Genomic DNA, 16,536 nt, shown 5'->3' with positions numbered 1-16,536 from the left:
CCGGACCATGAACCGCTTTGACGGCCGCCGCACCCTGATCACCGGGGCCGGCTCCGGCATCGGCCAGGCCACTGTTCACCGGATCCTCGCCGAGGGCGGCCGGGTGGTGGCGGCGGACATCGAGGCGGCAGGGCTGCGGGTCACCGCCGACCGTGCGGCCGCGGAAGGCGCCGCCGGACGGCTGGAGACCGCGGTGCTGGACATCGCCGACGAGGCGGCGGTCCGCACCGCCGTCCCCGCCGCGGTGGCCGGCCTCGGCGGCCTGGACGTCCTGGTCAACGCGGCCGGCATCCTGCGTGCCTCGCACACCCACGAGACCGCCCTGGCCGACTTCCAGCAGGTCATCTCGATCAACCTGACCGGCACGTTCCTGATGATCCGTGAGTCGCTGCCCGCGCTCCTGGAAGGCCGTGCGCCGGTCGTGGTCAACTTCAGCTCCACCTCCGCCTCGTTCGCGCACCCGTACATGTCGGCGTACGCGGCGAGCAAGGGCGGCATCCAGTCCATGACGCACGCCCTCGCGAGCGAGTACGGCAAGCAGGGGCTGCGCGCGGTCTGCGTGGCGCCGGGCTCCATTGCCAGTGGCATGACCAGCGACGGCGTCCCGGGCCTGCCCGAGGACGCCGACATGAGCCTGTTCGTCAAGCTCACCCCGGCCCTCGGCAAGGGCTTCGCGAGCCCGGACACGGTCGCGGGCGTCATCGCGATGCTCGCCTCGCAGGACGGCGCGTTCATCACCGGCACGGAGATCCGGATCGACGGCGGCACGCATATGTGAGCCCCAGGGTGCGGACTGGGCTCGGGGACGTGGTGTCCGCGGGCGGCGAAGTCGGGTCAGCAGGGCGGTGTGGCGTGCTAGCCGGCCCTCTTGGCCTGGACGTCCTCGGCCGTCAGGGTCTTGCCGCCGATTGCCCAGTCGCCGCTGGGCGTCTCGGTGATCACGACATGCGTCACCGGGCGCAGTGCCTCACCTTCGATGGCGATCAACGCCTCGGAGACATCTTCGACCATCTTCTGCTTCTCTTCGGGGGTGAATACCCCTGCGATCACCTTGATGTCGATGAATGGCATCGGATGCCTCCCAGGTGAGGGTGAGACCCGGTCGTCATGCCCCCCGAGTACCGGGGCCGAATGCGGTGTGGGCTCGGTGGGCTCGGTGTCCACTTGGGGGAGAAGAGGGCCGGCGATCCGCGCGGCTTGCCGTGGGCTGCCCGAACAGCTCGTGACCGGCTCCCGGCCCTCGTCCGGCCTGCCCGATTCGCCGTCGAGCCGTGACGCCGGTGTCAGTCGCTGCTTGCGCCGGCATGGTTCTCCCAGTGTCGCAGATCGGCCCCGACGGGCATCCCGCCTGCCCGGCCCCGACGGGCATCCCGCCTGCCCGGCTTCGACGGGCATCAGGCCTGCCCCGTTTCGAACCGGCTCACCTTTCCGTCCTCCACCGTGAACCGCCAGCGGGTACGCATCCCGCCCCAGGTGTCGTTGCGGTAGTCCGCCACGAGGGACAGGCCCTGGTGCGACTCGGACTGCACGTCCATGTGCCCCCGCGTGGTGAAGATTTCCCGTTCGCACCACTCGCGGAGGTCCCGGTCGGAGCCGTCGTCGGACATGGTGGCGTCAGGGGTGAGGGCGGCGAAGAAGGCCTGCTCGTCATTGCCGTTGAGGGCCGTGACCAGGGCGCGTACCGCGGGGTGGGCCAGTCGGCTGGGGGAGATGGTCATGAGGGGGTCTCGCCCTTCTTGCGGAAGATCGACAGTGCCAGGGTGATCAAGGTGCCGCCCACCGCCCAGGCGGACAGCACCAGGAGCGGGCCGGTGACCGCGTTGCCGCGGAAGTAGGCAAGGGAGCGCGCGGCCCAGGTGCCCGCCCCCGGGGGAAGGGCGGGACCGAGGGCGCGCCAGAACGGGGGCAGCATCGGATAGGGGTAGGCGCCGCCCGCGCTCGGGTTGCCGAGGATGACGATCAGCAGGATCGCCAGGCCGATGCCGATGATGCCCAGCAGGGCCTGGCAGGCCAGGGTGATGGCGCCCACCGCGAACACGACCAGGCCGCCCAGCCCCCACAGTCCGAGGAAGGCGCCGGGCAGGGCGCCGAGGACGGGGCCGACGATGATCGCTCCGGCCAGTCCCGCGGCGATCGCGTACAGGGCGAGCGCGGCCAGCCGGATGACCGCCCGGTGCCCGTTGGAGGGGCGTGCCCCGGCGCTGATCGCGAGGATCGCGGCGCAGAGATAGCCGCCGACGCACCAGCCGACGACCAGGTAGAAGGACGACAGGCTGCGGCTGTCACCAGGAGCCGCCGGGGTCACATCCACCGTGCGTACGGTGCGGTGTTCGGCCTTCTCCGCCGAGCGGACGACCAGCTCGATCGCCTGGGCGAGGGAGGCGCCGCCGCCACCGGCCACCAGCAGCCGGTCGGTGCGGCCGCGCGGGGCGACGAGCAGTGCGCCGTCGACCGTCCGGTCCGCGAGCTGCGCTCGCGCCGCCCGCTCGGAGGGCACCGCGCGCGGGTCCAGGGGGGAGCCGGGCAGCCGGTCCAGTTTGTCCACCAGTTGCCCGCTGACCTGTGCGGGGGCGACGACGGCGAGCGGCACACCGGTCGGCCTGGGGTGGTGGAAGGCGCCGGTGTACGAGGTGATGAACGCGATCATCAGCCCCAGCACGCCGAGCACCAGCAGCGACGCATGGGGCGTCACCGCGCTCTTCACCTCCCCGAGGAAGGTGGTGCGGGCGCCGTCGTCCGTTGTGGCCATGCGGTTGCTCCTCGCCACACTTCCGGCTGCCGGTCCGGGGCTCTTGAGTGCTGTGGGTGATGCGGGTGCTGCAGGTAGTGCGGGTGCTGCAGGTGATACGGGTGATTCTTGTGCTTTTGTTTCGCCATCTTCCGGTGGGCGGTGGGGGTGTGCAGAGCGGGTGGGGCTGATCGGTGGAGGGCGGGAGGCGGCCCCGGGGCACATGTTCGTACGAATGTTCGATGAGCGGGTTATGGTGGAGGGGAGGAACGAGAGACATGAGGGACGCAAGGTCGGCCGGGGGCGGGTGAGGTGCAGGAGGTGCGGATGTCCGGGTTCACGCATCTGCACACCGCTTCGGGGTTCTCCCTGCGCTATGGCGCCTCCCATCCGGAGCGGCTCGCCGCGCGTGCCGCCGAACGCGGGATGGATGCCCTCGCGCTGACCGACCGGGACGGGCTCTCCGGGGCCGTACGGTTCGCCAAGGCCGCCGCCGAGGCCGGAATCCGCCCGTTGTTCGGCACCGAACTCGCCGTGGCGGAGCACGGAGCGGGCCCCGTCGGCACCGCTACCGCGCGGCGGCGCACCCCGGTGCGCGGCGGCGCCTTCCTCGACGAGTCCGCGGCCCGCGCCGTCTTCCTGGCCCGCGACGGAGCGGCCGGCTGGGCCACCCTGTGCCGGCTGGTCTCCGCTGCCCACGCCGGCCGGGCCGAGCGGCCCGTCCTCCCGTGGAGCGCCCTGGAATCCACCACGGACGGGCTGACCGTACTGCTCGGACCGGACTCCGAGGTCGGCCGGGCGCTGGCCGCCGGCCGCCCGGACCGCGCCGCCCGGCTCCTCGCCCCCTGGCGCGAGCTGTACGGCGAGGCGCTGTGCCTGGAGGTCGTCGACCACGGGCGGCCCGGCAGCGGCCCCGGCTCCGGGCGGCTGGCCGCCCGTACCCTCGGCTTCGCCGTCGACCAGGGCGTCCGCGCCGTCCTGACCAACGCGGTCCGCTATGCCGATCCCGGTCAGGGGCCGGTCGCCGATGTCCTGGACTCCGCCCGCCGTCTGGTGCCGGTGGACCGGCACCGGCCCGAGTCCTGGGACAGCGGCGAGCGCTGGCTCAAGGACGCCGCCACCATGCGCCACACCGCCGAGCGGATCGCCGAGGCGGCCGGATTCCGGCGCGGCCTGGCCCACCGGCTGCTCACCATGACCGAGGAGACCGCCGGCGCGTGCCTGGTCGACCCGCAGGACGACATCGGGCTCGGCCGGGTCCACTTCCCCGAGCCCCGCCTGGTCGGGGCCGGCCGCCGCACCGCCGCCCGGGTGCTGCGCTCGCGCTGCGCCGCCGGGATGGTGCTGCGCGGCTACGACCGCGACCGCGTGCGCTGGGCGCGGCTGGACGACGAGCTGCGCACGATCGAACGGCTCGGCTACCCCTCGTACTTCCTGACGGTTGCTCAAGTGGTGGACGACGTAAGGGAGATGGGCATCCGGGTCGCGGCCCGCGGGTCCGGCGCCGGGTCCCTGGTCAACCACCTCCTCGGCATCGCCCACGCCGATCCGGTCGAGCACGGGCTGCTGATGGAGCGCTTCTTGTCCGAGCGGCGGGCGGCGCTGCCGGATATCGATATCGATGTCGAGTCCGCCCGCCGGCTGGAGGCCTACCGGGCGATCTTCGACCGCTTCGGCGCGGAGCGGGTCGCGACCGTCTCGATGCCCGAGACCTACCGCGTACGGCACGCCGTACGCGATGTGGGCGCCGCCCTGGGCATGGACCCGGCGCAGGTGGACCGCCTCGCCAAGGCCTTCCCGCACATCCGCGCCCGTGACGCACGGGCGGCGCTGGCCGAGCTGCCGGAGCTGCGCGGGGTCCGGGAAGCCGGCGACGAGCGGCTGTGGCAGCTGGTCGAGGCGCTGGACGCGCTGCCGCGCGGGATCGCCATGCACCCGTGCGGGGTGCTGCTCTCCGACGCCACGCTGCTGGACCGTACGCCCGTCGTGCCCACCAGTACCGAGGTCCCCCACACCGGGGGCGGGGAGGGCGGCCCGCTCGCCATGTCCCCGCTCGCCATGTCCCAGTTCGACAAGGAGGACGTGGAGGACCTGGGGCTGCTCAAGCTCGATGTGCTGGGCGTACGGATGCAGTCCGCGATGGCGCATGCGGTCGCCGAGATCGGCCGGGCCACCGGGCGCCGGATCGACCTCGACGACCCCGCGCAGGTGCCGCCCGGCGACCGGGCGACCTACGACCTGATCCGCTCGACCGAGACGCTCGGCTGCTTCCAGATCGAGTCGCCGGGCCAGCGCGACCTGGTCGGCAGGCTGCAGCCCGCCACCTTCCACGATCTGGTCGTCGACATCTCCCTCTTCCGGCCGGGGCCGGTCGCCGCCGATATGGTGCGGCCTTTCATCGAGGCCCGGCACGGCCGCAAGCCGGTCCACTACCCGCACCCTGACCTGGAGGAACCGCTGCGCGAGACCTACGGGGTGGTGGTGTTCCACGAGCAGATCATCGAGCTGCTGCGGATCATGACGGGCTGCGCCAGGGACGAGGCGGACGAGAAGCGGCGCGCCCTGTCGCACCCCGAGCTGCAGGGCCGGCTCCGCGCCTGGTTCGCCCGGTGCGCCGAGCGGCGCGGCTATCCGCCCGAGGTCATCGCGCGCACCTGGGAGATCGTCGAGGCCTTCGGCTCGTACGGCTTCTGCAAGGCGCATGCGGTGGCCTTCGCGGTGCCCACCTACCAGTCCGCCTGGCTCAAGGCGCACCACCCCGCGGCCTTTTACGCCGGGCTGCTCACCCACGACCCCGGGATGTATCCGAAGCGGCTGCTGCTCGCGGACGCGCGGCGGCGCGGGGTGCCGGTGCTGCCGCTGGATGTGAACCGGTCGGCGGTCGCTCACCGGATCGAACTGGTGTCCGGTTCTGGTGGTGGCGGACCCCGCTCCGGTGCGGTCTGGGGCCTGCGGCTCGCGCTCTGCGATGTGCACGGCATGAGCGAGGCCGAGGCGCGGCGGATCGCGGCCGGGCAGCCCTACCACTCCCTCCAGGACCTGTGGCAGCGGGCCAGGCCGAGCCGCCCGGTGGCCGAACGCCTCGCCCGGGTGGGCGCGTTGGACGCCTTCGGCGCGAACCGGCGGGACCTGCTGCTGTACCTCGCCGAGCTGCACCGTCATGGACGGCAGGCGTCCGACGGGCAGTTGACGCTGCCGTCCGGGGCCCTGGACGGCGCGGGTGCACCGCGGGCGGCGCCGGCCGATCAGGTCGAGCCGGCGGGGCTGCCCGACCTCAGCGATGTCGAACGGCTCAGCGCCGAGCTGGGCGTCCTCGGCATGGACACCTCCCGCCATCTGATGGCCGACCACCGGGATTTCCTCGCCGAGCTGGGCGCGCTGCCGGCCCGGCTGCTGCGCGGCGCCCGGCACGGCGAGACGGTGCTGGTCGCCGGGGCCAAGGCGGCCACCCAGACGCCGCCGATCCGCTCCGGCCGCCGGGTCATCTTCACCACCCTCGACGACAGTACGGGCCTGGTCGACTGCGCCTTCTTCGACGACTCCCACGAGGCGTGCGCGCACACCGTCTTCCACTCCTGGCTGCTGCTGGTACGCGGTACGGTCCAGCGGCGCGGCCCGCGCAGCCTCAGCGTGGTCGGCGCCGCCGCCTGGAACCTCGCCGAGCTGGCCGAACTCCGCCGCGAGGGCGGGCTGGAGGCGGTCGCCGCCCGGCTCGCGGCGGGACCGGGTGAGCCGGCGGCCGAGGCGGATGACGGGCAGGACGGGGCGGACAAGGGGCCGGGGGAGGGGCGCGGGGCGGGCCGGGAGCCCGGGCCGGACGCCGCCCCGGACGCTGCCCCGGGTCGCACCATCCGGCTGGAGACCGGCTATGAGCTGCACCCGTGGGCCGACCTCCAGCCCGCGGGCGAACGCGCCGCCACCGGACGTAAGTTGTGGCACTCCAGCCCGGGGAGCGCGGGATGACCCCCGCGCCGAGGCCGCCCGCGCTACCGCCGGAGCCGTCCGGCGTACCGTCGAGGCCGTCCGCAGCCCCCGTGGAGCCGTCCGCCGCCCCGCAGCAGCCGGGCATGCTCCACATCCGCTTCCGGGCCGCCGACGACACCCCCGTGAGCGCCGGAGATTTCGAGCAACTGCTGCGGCTGCTGGCGCGGTTCACCCCGGTGATCGAGGCGCTGCCGCCGGACGCCGTGCTGGCGGATGTGCGCGGTGCGCTGCGCTACTTCGACCGGGACGCGGCGGGCATCGCCGAACTGGTGCGGCTGCGCGCGCTGGCCTGGCACGGCGTACGGTGCACGATCGGGATCGGCGCCAACCCGCTGCTCGCCCGGATGGCGGCCCGGGCAGCCGCACCCGGGGAGATCCGGGCCGTCCCCGAGGACACCGAGGCCGTCGCCGCCTTCCTCGACCGCCGCCCGGCCTCGGCACTGCACGGCGTCGGCCCGGCCACCGCCCGCGCCCTGTGCGCGTACGGGCTCGACAGCATCGGCCGGGTCGCCGCCGCACCGCCCGCGACCCTGCAGCGGATCCTCGGCGCGAAGACCGGCCGCCTCGTGTACGAGCGGGCCCGCGGCATCGACCCGACGCCGGTGACGCCCAACGCCGCGGCCCGCTCGATGGGCGCGGAACACCGCTTCGCCCACGACGAACTGGACCCGGCCAGACGCCGCCGGGCGCTGCTCTCGCTCGCCGACGACCTCGGTGCCCGGATGCGCGCGAGCGGGCAGGTGGCCCGTGCGCTCACCCTCACCGTCCGCTACGCCGACCGCTCCACCACGACCCGCACCCGGCGGCTGGACGGGCCGACCGCGCACGGGCCCGCGCTGACCGGGGCGGCCTATGCGCTGCATGCCGCGCTCGGGCTGCAGCGGGCGCGGGTACGGTCCGTGGCGCTGCGCGCGGAGGATCTGTGCCGTGCCGAACTCGCCGCGCGGCAGCTGACCTTCGACCCCTCCGACGACAAGGCGCACCGCATCGAGGCGGCCGTCGACCGGGCCAAGGCGCGCTTCGGCGCGGGGAGCGTACGCCCCGCGGCGACACTCGGCCCGCACGGCCGTACGCCCCCGCCTCCGCTCCCGCCCCCGGGCACCAAGCCCCTCGGCCCCGGGGCCGCCCGGCCGTAGGGGGCATCTCCCCGAGGGCGTGCCCCCTACAGCCCCGGTGCCCCCGGTGCCTCAGCCGTAGAGCCTCTTTGCGTACTCCGGGCCGTAGTGCCGCTCCAGCTCCTCCAGCGGCATGTCCTGGAGCTCGACGCCCTTGACGATCCGGGCCCGCGAGGGCATGGCGTCCGGCTGCCAGGTCTCCGGATTCCACAGCTCCGAGCGCAGGAACGCCTTGGAGCAGTGGTAGAAGACCTCCTCCACCTCCACCAGCAGCGCCAGTCGCGGGCGGTTGCCCTTCACGGTCAGCTCGTCGAAGAACGGGGCGTCGCGCAGCAGCCGGGCGCGGCCGTTGATCCGCAGGGTGTCACCGCGCCCCGGGACGAAGTAGTCCAGCCCGACATGCGGATTGCCGAGGATGTTCATCATGCCGTCCAGGCGCTTGTTGCCGGGGCGGTCCGGGATCACCAGGGTGGTGTCGTCCAGGACGTGGGTGAAGCCCGCCGGGTCGCCCTTGGGCGAGACATCGCACCGGCCTCGCGCATCCGCGGTGGCGATCACACAGAACGGCGAGCGGGCCAGCCACCGGCGGTCGAGGTCGTGCAGCCGATGGCGGGTCTTGTGCGCCGCGTGGGAGCTGGGTTCGCCGATCAGCTCGCGCAGTTCCCCCTCCGACGAAACCTCCACAATGCCGGTCAGATCCGCTGTCCCTGCCGTCTCCATCGGTGTCCCCTCATGCCATCTCGCTGGTCAAGGCGTGATCGACTGTACGGGACCGCTCCGGCGCACGGGCGGTTCCGGCCACCCGGGCGGACGCGACGCGCGGGACCGGGCGCAGGCACACCCCCGGCGCTCTGCGCCCCGGACGTCCGGTGAGGGTCGTGTGCGGCTTCCTTCACCGTCACACCGCTGGCACTCCGCGCTTACCCAGCCGTAACTTACTTGCCAGTCAACTGCGTTGGCCCTTGCGATCCGGATCGCGTGAACGGCTCACCGAGCACTTCGGAGTCCCCTCACCCCGCAAGGAGCATCGTATGAAGCTGCGCTGGTCAAGAGCGCTCACCCTCCTTCCCGCCCTCGCCCTGGCCCTCGGTGTCACCACCACGCCCGCCGTCGCCGAGGCCCCCACCACGCCCGCCGTCGCCCACCCGTCGCCCGCCACCACCCCGGCCGGAGACGCTGCGCGCCGCCCCTCTCATCTCACCGTCCGCAGCGGCTGGAACAACTACTCCTGCAAGCCCTCCGCCGACCACCCGCGGCCGGTGGTCCTGGTGCACGGCACCCTGGGCAACGCCATCGACAACTGGCTGGGTCTCGCGCCCTACTTGGTGGCCCGCGGCTACTGCGTCTTCTCCCTGGACTACGGGCAGCTGCCCGGCGTCCCGTTCTTCCACGGGCTGGGGCCGGTCGATGCCTCCGCCCAGCAGCTCGCCGACTACGTGGACCGGGTGCTGGCCGCCACCGGCACCTCGAAGGTCGATATCGTCGGCCACTCGCAGGGCGGCATGATGCCGCGGGTGTACCTGAAGTTCCACGGCGGCGCGGGCAAGGTGAACGCGCTGGTCGGGCTGGCTCCCGACAATCACGGCACCGACCTGGACGGGCTGACCCGCCTGCTGCCCTACTTCCCCGGCGCCAAGCAGTACCTCGACAAGGCGACCCCCGGGCTGTCCGACCAGATCGTGGGCTCCGACATCCTCAACCGCCTCAACGAGGGCGGCGACACCGTCCCCGGAGTGCACTACACCGTCATCGCGACCAAGTACGACGAGGTCGTCACCCCCTACCGGACCCAGTTCCTGAGCGGCCCCGACGTGCACAACGTCGTGCTCCAGGACCTGTGCGCCGTCGACATCTCCGAGCATGTGGCCATCGGGCTCGCCGACCGCCTCGCCTTCCACGAGACGGCCAACGCCCTCGACCCGGCGCACGCCACCCCGACCACCTGCCTGTCCGGCTGAGCGGGTGCGGCCCACTGCCTGTACGGGGGGTGGGCTCGTCCCGTATGGGGGGGGGAGTGCTGCCGTCAGTCACTCGGTAGGGGAGGGGACTCGCCCCGTACGGGGGCGGTGGACCGGCTGCCGTCAGCGGTCACGTACGCGCGGTGGACCGCCGCCGTCAGTCGTCCGCCAGCAGGGCATCGGTGCACTGTTCCGCCAGGTCCTCGGCGTGCGCGGGCAGCGGGCATCTGCCGTGCAGGTGGCGGCGCACCAGCGACAGCGGAAGATCGATGACGGCGAGCGTCACCCGGTCCAGGCCCGCTCGGCCGTGCCACCCCAGCGCCCCCGCGAGCGCCGCCATGGCCGCCCGTACCTGGATGTTCCCCTCTTCCGCACGGAGCAGATGCTCGTCGGACCAGTCGTCCCACCCGAAGTCGTGCTCCCCGTACAGGAGCAGCGAGGCCTCGGCCGGATGGGTGCGGCTCCACGCGACGATGTGCCGGGCCGCCGCCCGGCCCCCGGCGCGCGGGTCCTCCGACGATTCAAGGGCCGTGAAGTAGCCCTCCTGGAAGTCCTCGACGGTGCGCAGCCACACCTCGGCGAGCAGCGCCGGGCGGCCGGCGAAGCGGTGGTAGAGCGAGCCGCTGGGCGCGCCGACGGCCGCCGCGACCGCGGACATGGTGACGCCCGACGGCCCGGACTCGGCTGCCAGCCGTACGGCGGCGTCGAGGAGCTGCGGGGTAGCGAAGCGGGAGGGCCTGGCCATGTTCTAGAGGGTACTCTCCACTACGGGGGAGAGCATCCTCCGGAGCGGGGCGGACGGCCCGGCGCGCGGCGACGCCGCCCCCGGGGCGAAGGAGGGGGCGGCGCCGTTCCCGGGACGGCCGGGGCGCGGGCGTCAGCCCGGTGCGGCCGTCAGCCGCGGTGCCGGGCGGCCTTGCGGCGGGTGGTGGCGAGCAGCACCCCGGCGCCCATGGCCAGGACGGCGGCGCCGCCGATGGCCAGCGGGGCGGTGGAGCCGTCACCACCGGTCTCCGCCAGCTGCTGGCCCCCGGCCGGCTTGCCGCCGCCCTGGGCCTGCGGGGCGTTGCCGCCGGCCTGCGAACTGCCGCCCGGCGCGGGGGCATCGGCGTCCGCCGGAGTGACGGCACCGGAGTGGGCGCCGGCATCGGTGTGGGTGCCGGTGCCGCTGCCTCCATGGTCGTGCCCGCTCATGTCCATGGACGACTTGTCGGCGCCCGCCGCGAGCTGGAGGGCGGTCGGTGCCGAGGCGGTCGGCGCGGGCTTCGCCGCCGCCTGGCCGCTGTCCTTCCCGAAGACCACGTCCGAGCAGGTGTAGAACGCCTCCGGGCTGTCCGACCGCTGCCAGATGCTGTAGATCAGATGGCGCCCGGACCGGGCCGGAACCTTTCCGTTGAAGACGTACTCCCCGTTGGTCAGCTTCGGGTCGGTGACCTTCGCGAACGGTTTCGACTCCAGGTCGGACCACTTCAACGGCTTGGCCGGGTTGTAGCTGCTCTTGGTGAGGTACAGCTCGAAGTACCCCTTGTGGGGCGCGGTGGCCTTGTAGTGGAAGGTGTGGCTGCCCGCCCGCATCCTGGAGGAGGGCCAGTCGGCGCGGGGCAGATCCAGGCCCTTGTACTCGGGGTTGTTGGCGCTGCACAGCTTGCCGTCCGGGATACGGGCCTTGGACCGGCCGCCCGCTTCGCCGTCCCGTACGCCGTTCCAGTCGTAGAGCGCCTGGGTGCCGCCGGCCCGCACGGCCGCCTTGCACGCCGCGGACTTCGGGCTCTCGGGCCCCTCCGCGAAGCATGCCGACACCCGGCTGACCGGGTCCGTCATCGAACCGTGCGCGGCGGCCGGGCTCGCGGTGAGCACGGTGAGCGCGAGCGGGCCGATACCGGCCAGTGCGATCCCGGCGGCCTTGCGACGAGCGGTCATCGTGGGGGTCTCCTTCATCCGTTGCATCGAGCATCCGTTGCATCGAGCGGGGTGCGAGGCGGCACAGGGGTGGGGGGTCGGGATACGGACCACGGCGCCGTCCCCCGGTGAGCGGCGACGACGGCCCGCAGTGCTGCCTTACGAGAAGCACGCTAGCCCCGCTGAACAGCGGATTTGCCCCTGGAGAGGGGGTCCTGAGGATCTTTATGGCGGGCTTAAGGAGCCGCTAAGCGGGGGCACAGGCAGGCGGGGAGGAAACGGGCATCGGGAGTTGGGACTGCTGCGTCGGCAGTCCGTGACGCGTCGACGTCCGTGATGCACCGGAGTCAGTGACGGTCCGGTAGTCAGTGACGGTCCGGCAGTCGGTGACGGTCCGGGCCGGTCCGCCTCGATCGCCTCCGGGGGCTCCCCCTTGGCTCCCCCTGCGGCTCCCCGGCTCCCGCCCTCAGCGCCCCCTACCGCCCCTCCGCCCCCGTGAAGTCCGCCTGGTCGTCGCGGTCTTCGAGGAGGGGGCCGAGGTCGGCCGGCGGGGCGGTCCCGGTGGCCGGGCCGAGCGGCAGTTCGGCCCAGATGATCTTTCCTTGGGCGGTGTAGCGGGTGCCCCACCGCTGGGCGTAGCGGGCGATGAGGAACAGCCCGCGGCCCCCCTCGTCGGTGGTCCGCGCATGGCGCAGGTGCGGGGTGGTGCTGCTGGCGTCCGAGACCTCGCAGATCAGCTCGCCCGCGCGGATCATCCGCAGGCCGATCGGCCCGGAGGCGTGCCGGATGGCGTTGGTGACCAGTTCACTGACGATCAGTTCGGTGGAGAAGCCGAGATCCTCCAGATCCCATTCCCGCAGCAGGCGGGCCGCGGTCCGGCGGGCCTCGCCGACCGCGGACGGGTCGGCGGGGATCTCCCACGTGGCCAGCCGGGAGTGGGGCACGGCCCGGGTACGGGCCAGCAGCAGCGCCACATCGTCGACCGGCCGCCCGCCCGGCAGACCGCCGATCACCGTCTCGCAGATGTCCTCCAGCGGAGCCTGCGGATCGGCCAGTGCCTGCCGCAGCCTGCTGATCCCGCCGTCGAGGTCGAGGGCCTTCCCCAGCAGCAGCCCGTTGGTGTAAAGGGCCAGCAGACTCCCTTCCCGCAACGGCAGTTCGACGGACTCGAAGGGCATACCGCCCAGCCCCAGCGGCGGGCCGGTCGGCAGATCCAGCAGCTTGCCCGCGCCGTCGGGGCCGACGAGCAGCGGGGCCGGGTGGCCGGCGCGGGCCAGCGTGCAGCGGCAGCTGACGGGGTCGTAGACGGCGTACAGACAGGTGGCTCCGATGACGCCGTCGTCGGCGTTCGTGTCGTGGGCGACCCGGTTGAGCATGTCGTCCAGATGCGCCAGCACCTCTTCCGGGGACAGGTCCAGGTCCGCGAGCGCCTGTACCGCGGCGCGCAGCCGTCCCATGGTGGCCGCGGCATGCATTCCGTGACCGACCACATCGCCGACCACCAGCGCGACCCGGGCCCCGGACAGCGGGATCACATCGAACCAGTCGCCGCCGACCCCGCTGAGCGAATCGGCCGGCAGATAGCGGTAGGCGGCTTCCACCGCGCACTGCTCGGGCAGATCGCGCGGCAGCAGGCTGTGCTGGAGGGTGAGGGCCGCGGTGTGCTCGCGGGTGTACCGGCGGGCGTTGTCGATGGAGATCGCGGCGCGGGTGACGAATTCCTCGGCGAGCACCAGGTCGTCGGGCTGGAACGGCCCGGTGGCCTGCCAGCGGGCGAACGCGGCCGCTCCCAGGAAGACGCCCCGCGCCCGCAGCGGCACCACCATCAGCGAGTGGAAGCCCAGGGCCCGCAGATGCGCCGCCCGGACCGGGTCCTCGGCCGACCGGTCACCGTCGGCGGGATCCAGCGTCCCGAACAGCGTGGATTCGCCCTTGGTGAGGCTCGCCACCACGGGCGCCGACGGGGGATAGGCGGTCGGCTCCCCGATGGCGACCCCCGCCTCGGGACAGCCCTCGTGGACGGACTGCGCTCCCGCCCGGCGCATGGTCAGCAGATCCGCCGCATCCAGCGGTCCTGGCGCCGCCTCCTCCCCGGAGAGCAGCGCATCGAGCAGATCGACGGTGACGAAGTCGGCGAGATCCGGCACCGCCGCATCGGCGAGTTCCTGCGCGGTCTGCCAGACGTCCAGGGAGCTGCCGATGCGTTCCCCTGCCTTGTTCAGCAGCGCCATCCGCTGCCGGGCCCGGTAACCCTCCGTGACATCGAGGACCATGTAGCAGATGCCGAGCACCTGTCCCGCCTCGTCCTCCAGCCGGAAGAACGACGTGGAGTAGGCGTGCTCGCGCTCGGGATCGGACTGCGGGCGCCCGAGGTATTCGTAGCCGACCGAGGGGGTGCCGGTACGCAGTACCCGGCCCATTTCCGCCTCGATGGCCTCCACGGCCAAGCCCGGCTGCACCTCCGCCAGGCGCTTCCCGAGGCGCTGCTCGCGGCTGGTACCGCCCATCTGCTCCAGGGCGTCGTTCAGCCAGACGAACTGCAGATCGGCGTTGACCATGGCCACACCGATCGGCGACATGCCGAGAATGCCCTCCAGAAACGACCGGCTCGCCCCTGACCACGGCGTCCGAGCCATCTCGGCGGCAAGGACCAGACGCGAGAAGCCGCTGTGGGCATCCATGACCGGCAGCACGCGGAACTCCAGGTCGAGCCGGTGCCCGTCCTTGTGGCGTACGGCCTCCAGCCCGCTCCAGCCGTCCGCCGACGCCAGCCGGGTCTCCCACCTGCCGTCCTGTTCCGAGCCTGCACCCACCCCGGCGAAAAGGTCCGCCAGCGGCCGGCCGACGGCCTCGGACACCCGATACCCCAGAAGCCGCTCGGCGCCCGCGGTCCAGCCCTGCGCCACCCCTGCGCGATCGGCCATCACCACGGCCGTCCGTGTGAGGTCGAAGACCCCGTCTCCGGAGAGACGGCTGCTCTGGGAAGCACTCATCTGACCGGTCCAATGCCGGTCCCACCATGCGGCAGGCGCTCTGTCCGGGGCGGCGCCACCGCTGCAGACCGGCCCCTACAACGGTACTCCCTCACCCTGTCCGGGCGCTCTTCCCGGCGCCCGGCGCGGGGGCGTCCCCGGCCCGGCGGGAACGCGCCCACCCGGCGTTGTCAGTGGTCCCTGGCACCATCGGCGTATGAGTACCGACGCGCCCGCCGACCCGGCCCTCCTGCCCTCCGCCGGCCTTCCCAACCCCCCTGCCGGCCAGGGGGAATCGGCCCTGCCGACCGCCGACGCCGCCTACTGGGAAGAAGCCGCCGCCTCCTTCGACGACGAGCCCGACCACGGCCTTCGCGACACCGCCGTCCGCTCCGCCTGGGCCGCCCGGCTGCGCTCCTGGCTCCCGTCCGCTCCCGCCGCCGTCCTCGACCTGGGATGCGGCACGGGAAGCCTGGCCCTGCTCGCCGCCGAGCAGGGCCACCGGGTCACGGGCGTCGACCGCTCCCCGCGCATGATCGCGCAGGCGCGCGGCAAGCTCGCGGGCCACGACGCCGCGTTCCTGGTCGGGGACGCCACCGAACCACCCGTGGGAGAGCAGCGGTTCGACGCCGTCCTGGTGCGCCATGTCCTGTGGGCGCTGCCCGGTCCTTCGGCCGTCCTGCGCCACTGGGCCGGGCTGCTCGCTCCCGGCGGGCGGCTGGTACTGGTCGAGGGCCGCTGGGGTGAGGCCGAGCCGATCGGCATCCCGGCCGGCGAACTCGCCGCCCTGGTCGAGCCGTTGGCGGCACACACCCGTGTCGACGACCTTTCGCACGACCCGGTGCTGTGGGGCAAGGAGGTGGCCGACGAGCGGTATGCGCTGATCGCCGAGCTTCCGCCCGGCATACCGAAGTGACCGGGCGGCGCGTCAGGGCGCGTCAGTCCGCGGCCCTTTCCCGCACATACCGCCACGTCGCGGCGAACGGCCGGTAGCCGAAGGCGCGGTTGAGGGCGAGCATCGCCGTGTTGCCGGCGTCGTTGTGGGTGAAGGCCTCGGCGCAGCCGGCGTCGCGGGCGCGGTGGAGGGAGAAGGCCTTGGCCAGCCGGGCCAGGCCCCGGCCGCGGAAGGCGCGGCGGGTGCCGGTCATGGCGGAGGAGTAGCGGGCGTCACCGTCCGTTGCGGCCAGGGCGAAGGAGGCGATCTTCCCGTCCACGGTCACCACCGAGGTCAGGTCCAGGTCGATATCGGGGTGTTCCCAGGTGTGCAGCAGCCAGTCCTCGTAGGCCATGGCGTCGACGGTCACCTCGCCCGGTTCGTCGGCGGTGACTTCGGTATCCGCGGCGTACAGCAGGCGCGGGTCGGCCTCGAAGTCCGCGCCGGTGCGCAGCCGGACGCCGGAGGGCAGCGCGGAGGGGAGTGGTGGCAGGCCGCAGGACGTGAGGTCGAGGCGCAGGTAGTGGGCCGGGCGGGCACGGCGGTAGCCGTGGCGCTGCGCGAAGGCCGGGGTGCCGGGCTCGTCGGCCGCCCGGACGAAGATCCGGTCGGCGCCTGCCGCGAAGAGGTGGTCCTCGGCCGCCGTCAGCAGGGCATGGCCGGTACCCCGGCCACGGTGTCCCGGGTGGACCTGAAGGGACACCGCGGCCTGGCCGGGGGCCTGGGCGTCGTGCAGCATCCCGGCCTGGACCGCGCCGACGATCCGGCCGTCCCGTTGCGCGACGAACAGCCGCAGACACTGCGCCGCGGGGGCGGTGGAGACCTCCCAGGCGATGCCCTGCGGGGTGGCGAGCCGGTAGGGCAGAACGGCCCGCCGCAGGTCGGCGACGGCCTTGGCGTCGGCAGGGCGGTAGTCGCGCACGGTAGGTGTCATGACGGCGGAGAG

At 73.4% G+C, this 16,536-nt stretch carries 13 protein-coding genes; 5 read left to right on the top strand and 8 right to left on the bottom strand.

Going from position 1 to position 16,536, the window contains the following annotated elements:
- The first annotated feature begins 7 nt into the window (after positions 1-7).
- Positions 8-778, top strand: coding sequence for an SDR family NAD(P)-dependent oxidoreductase (locus ABR737_RS11720; protein WP_350250124.1), 771 nt, complete (start codon positions 8-10; stop codon positions 776-778).
- 77 nt (positions 779-855) lie between these two features.
- On the opposite strand, the gene ABR737_RS11715 is transcribed toward ABR737_RS11720, so the two are convergent.
- The 3 genes from ABR737_RS11715 to ABR737_RS11705 form a co-directional block, all read right to left on the bottom strand.
- The gene (locus tag ABR737_RS11715) at positions 856-1,071 is read right to left on the bottom strand and encodes a tautomerase family protein (RefSeq protein WP_350250123.1); all 216 of its coding nucleotides are present in this window, start codon (positions 1,069-1,071) and stop codon (positions 856-858) included.
- A gap of 323 nt (positions 1,072-1,394) precedes the next feature.
- Positions 1,395-1,718 carry a nuclear transport factor 2 family protein gene (locus tag ABR737_RS11710; protein ID WP_350250122.1) on the bottom strand — a complete coding sequence of 108 codons (324 nt, stop codon included), beginning with the start codon at positions 1,716-1,718 and terminating at the stop codon, positions 1,395-1,397.
- On the bottom strand, positions 1,715-2,749 hold the full coding sequence (locus tag ABR737_RS11705; RefSeq protein WP_350250121.1) for a DUF3533 domain-containing protein: 1,035 nt from the start codon (positions 2,747-2,749) through the stop codon (positions 1,715-1,717). Before ABR737_RS11705 ends, ABR737_RS11710 begins: the two co-directional genes overlap by 4 nt.
- Before the next feature lie 306 nt (positions 2,750-3,055).
- Here ABR737_RS11705 and ABR737_RS11700 point away from each other — a divergent pair, with 306 nt between their 5' ends.
- On the top strand, positions 3,056-6,691 hold the full coding sequence (locus tag ABR737_RS11700; protein WP_350250120.1) for a DNA polymerase III subunit alpha: 3,636 nt from the start codon (positions 3,056-3,058) through the stop codon (positions 6,689-6,691).
- Positions 6,688-7,848 (top strand): DNA polymerase Y family protein, encoded by a 1,161-nt coding sequence (locus ABR737_RS11695; protein WP_350250119.1) that lies wholly within the window; start codon positions 6,688-6,690, stop codon positions 7,846-7,848. Before ABR737_RS11700 ends, ABR737_RS11695 begins: the two co-directional genes overlap by 4 nt.
- 51 nt (positions 7,849-7,899) lie before the next feature.
- Here the strand turns inward: ABR737_RS11695 and ABR737_RS11690 are convergent, their stop codons facing one another.
- Positions 7,900-8,547, bottom strand: a complete 648-nt coding sequence (locus ABR737_RS11690) for a pyridoxamine 5'-phosphate oxidase family protein (protein ID WP_350250118.1) — start codon at positions 8,545-8,547, stop codon at positions 7,900-7,902.
- Between the two features lie 311 nt (positions 8,548-8,858).
- On the opposite strand from ABR737_RS11690, the gene ABR737_RS11685 reads away from it, so the two are divergent.
- Positions 8,859-9,785 carry an esterase/lipase family protein gene (locus tag ABR737_RS11685; protein ID WP_350250117.1) on the top strand — a complete coding sequence of 309 codons (927 nt, stop codon included), beginning with the start codon at positions 8,859-8,861 and terminating at the stop codon, positions 9,783-9,785.
- A 157-nt stretch (positions 9,786-9,942) separates the two neighbouring features.
- Here the strand turns inward: ABR737_RS11685 and ABR737_RS11680 are convergent, their stop codons facing one another.
- From ABR737_RS11680 to ABR737_RS11670, 3 genes are all read right to left on the bottom strand, one after another.
- Positions 9,943-10,530 carry a TetR/AcrR family transcriptional regulator gene (locus ABR737_RS11680; protein ID WP_350250116.1) on the bottom strand — a complete coding sequence of 196 codons (588 nt, stop codon included), beginning with the start codon at positions 10,528-10,530 and terminating at the stop codon, positions 9,943-9,945.
- A 149-nt stretch (positions 10,531-10,679) separates the two neighbouring features.
- Positions 10,680-11,705: a lytic polysaccharide monooxygenase gene (locus ABR737_RS11675; protein WP_350250115.1), complete on the bottom strand. Its 1,026-nt coding sequence runs from the start codon at positions 11,703-11,705 to the stop codon at positions 10,680-10,682.
- A 455-nt stretch (positions 11,706-12,160) separates the two neighbouring features.
- The gene (locus tag ABR737_RS11670; protein WP_350250114.1) at positions 12,161-14,677 is read right to left on the bottom strand and encodes a SpoIIE family protein phosphatase; all 2,517 of its coding nucleotides are present in this window, start codon (positions 14,675-14,677) and stop codon (positions 12,161-12,163) included.
- A gap of 196 nt (positions 14,678-14,873) precedes the next feature.
- Between ABR737_RS11670 and ABR737_RS11665 the strand changes: the two genes are divergently transcribed.
- On the top strand, positions 14,874-15,572 hold the full coding sequence (locus ABR737_RS11665) for a class I SAM-dependent methyltransferase (RefSeq protein WP_350250113.1): 699 nt from the start codon (positions 14,874-14,876) through the stop codon (positions 15,570-15,572).
- A 22-nt stretch (positions 15,573-15,594) separates the two neighbouring features.
- Here ABR737_RS11665 and ABR737_RS11660 read toward each other — a convergent pair whose 3' ends face one another.
- Complete coding sequence (locus tag ABR737_RS11660; RefSeq protein WP_350250112.1) at positions 15,595-16,524, bottom strand: GNAT family N-acetyltransferase; 930 nt, start codon at positions 16,522-16,524, stop codon at positions 15,595-15,597.
- Positions 16,525-16,536: the final 12 nt, after the last annotated feature.

This window comes from Streptomyces sp. Edi2 (assembly GCF_040253635.1).
Classification (GTDB): Bacteria; Actinomycetota; Actinomycetes; order Streptomycetales; family Streptomycetaceae; genus Streptomyces.
The sequence above is the reverse complement of the archived record's forward strand: the minus strand, read 5'-3'. Positions and strand labels throughout refer to the sequence as shown.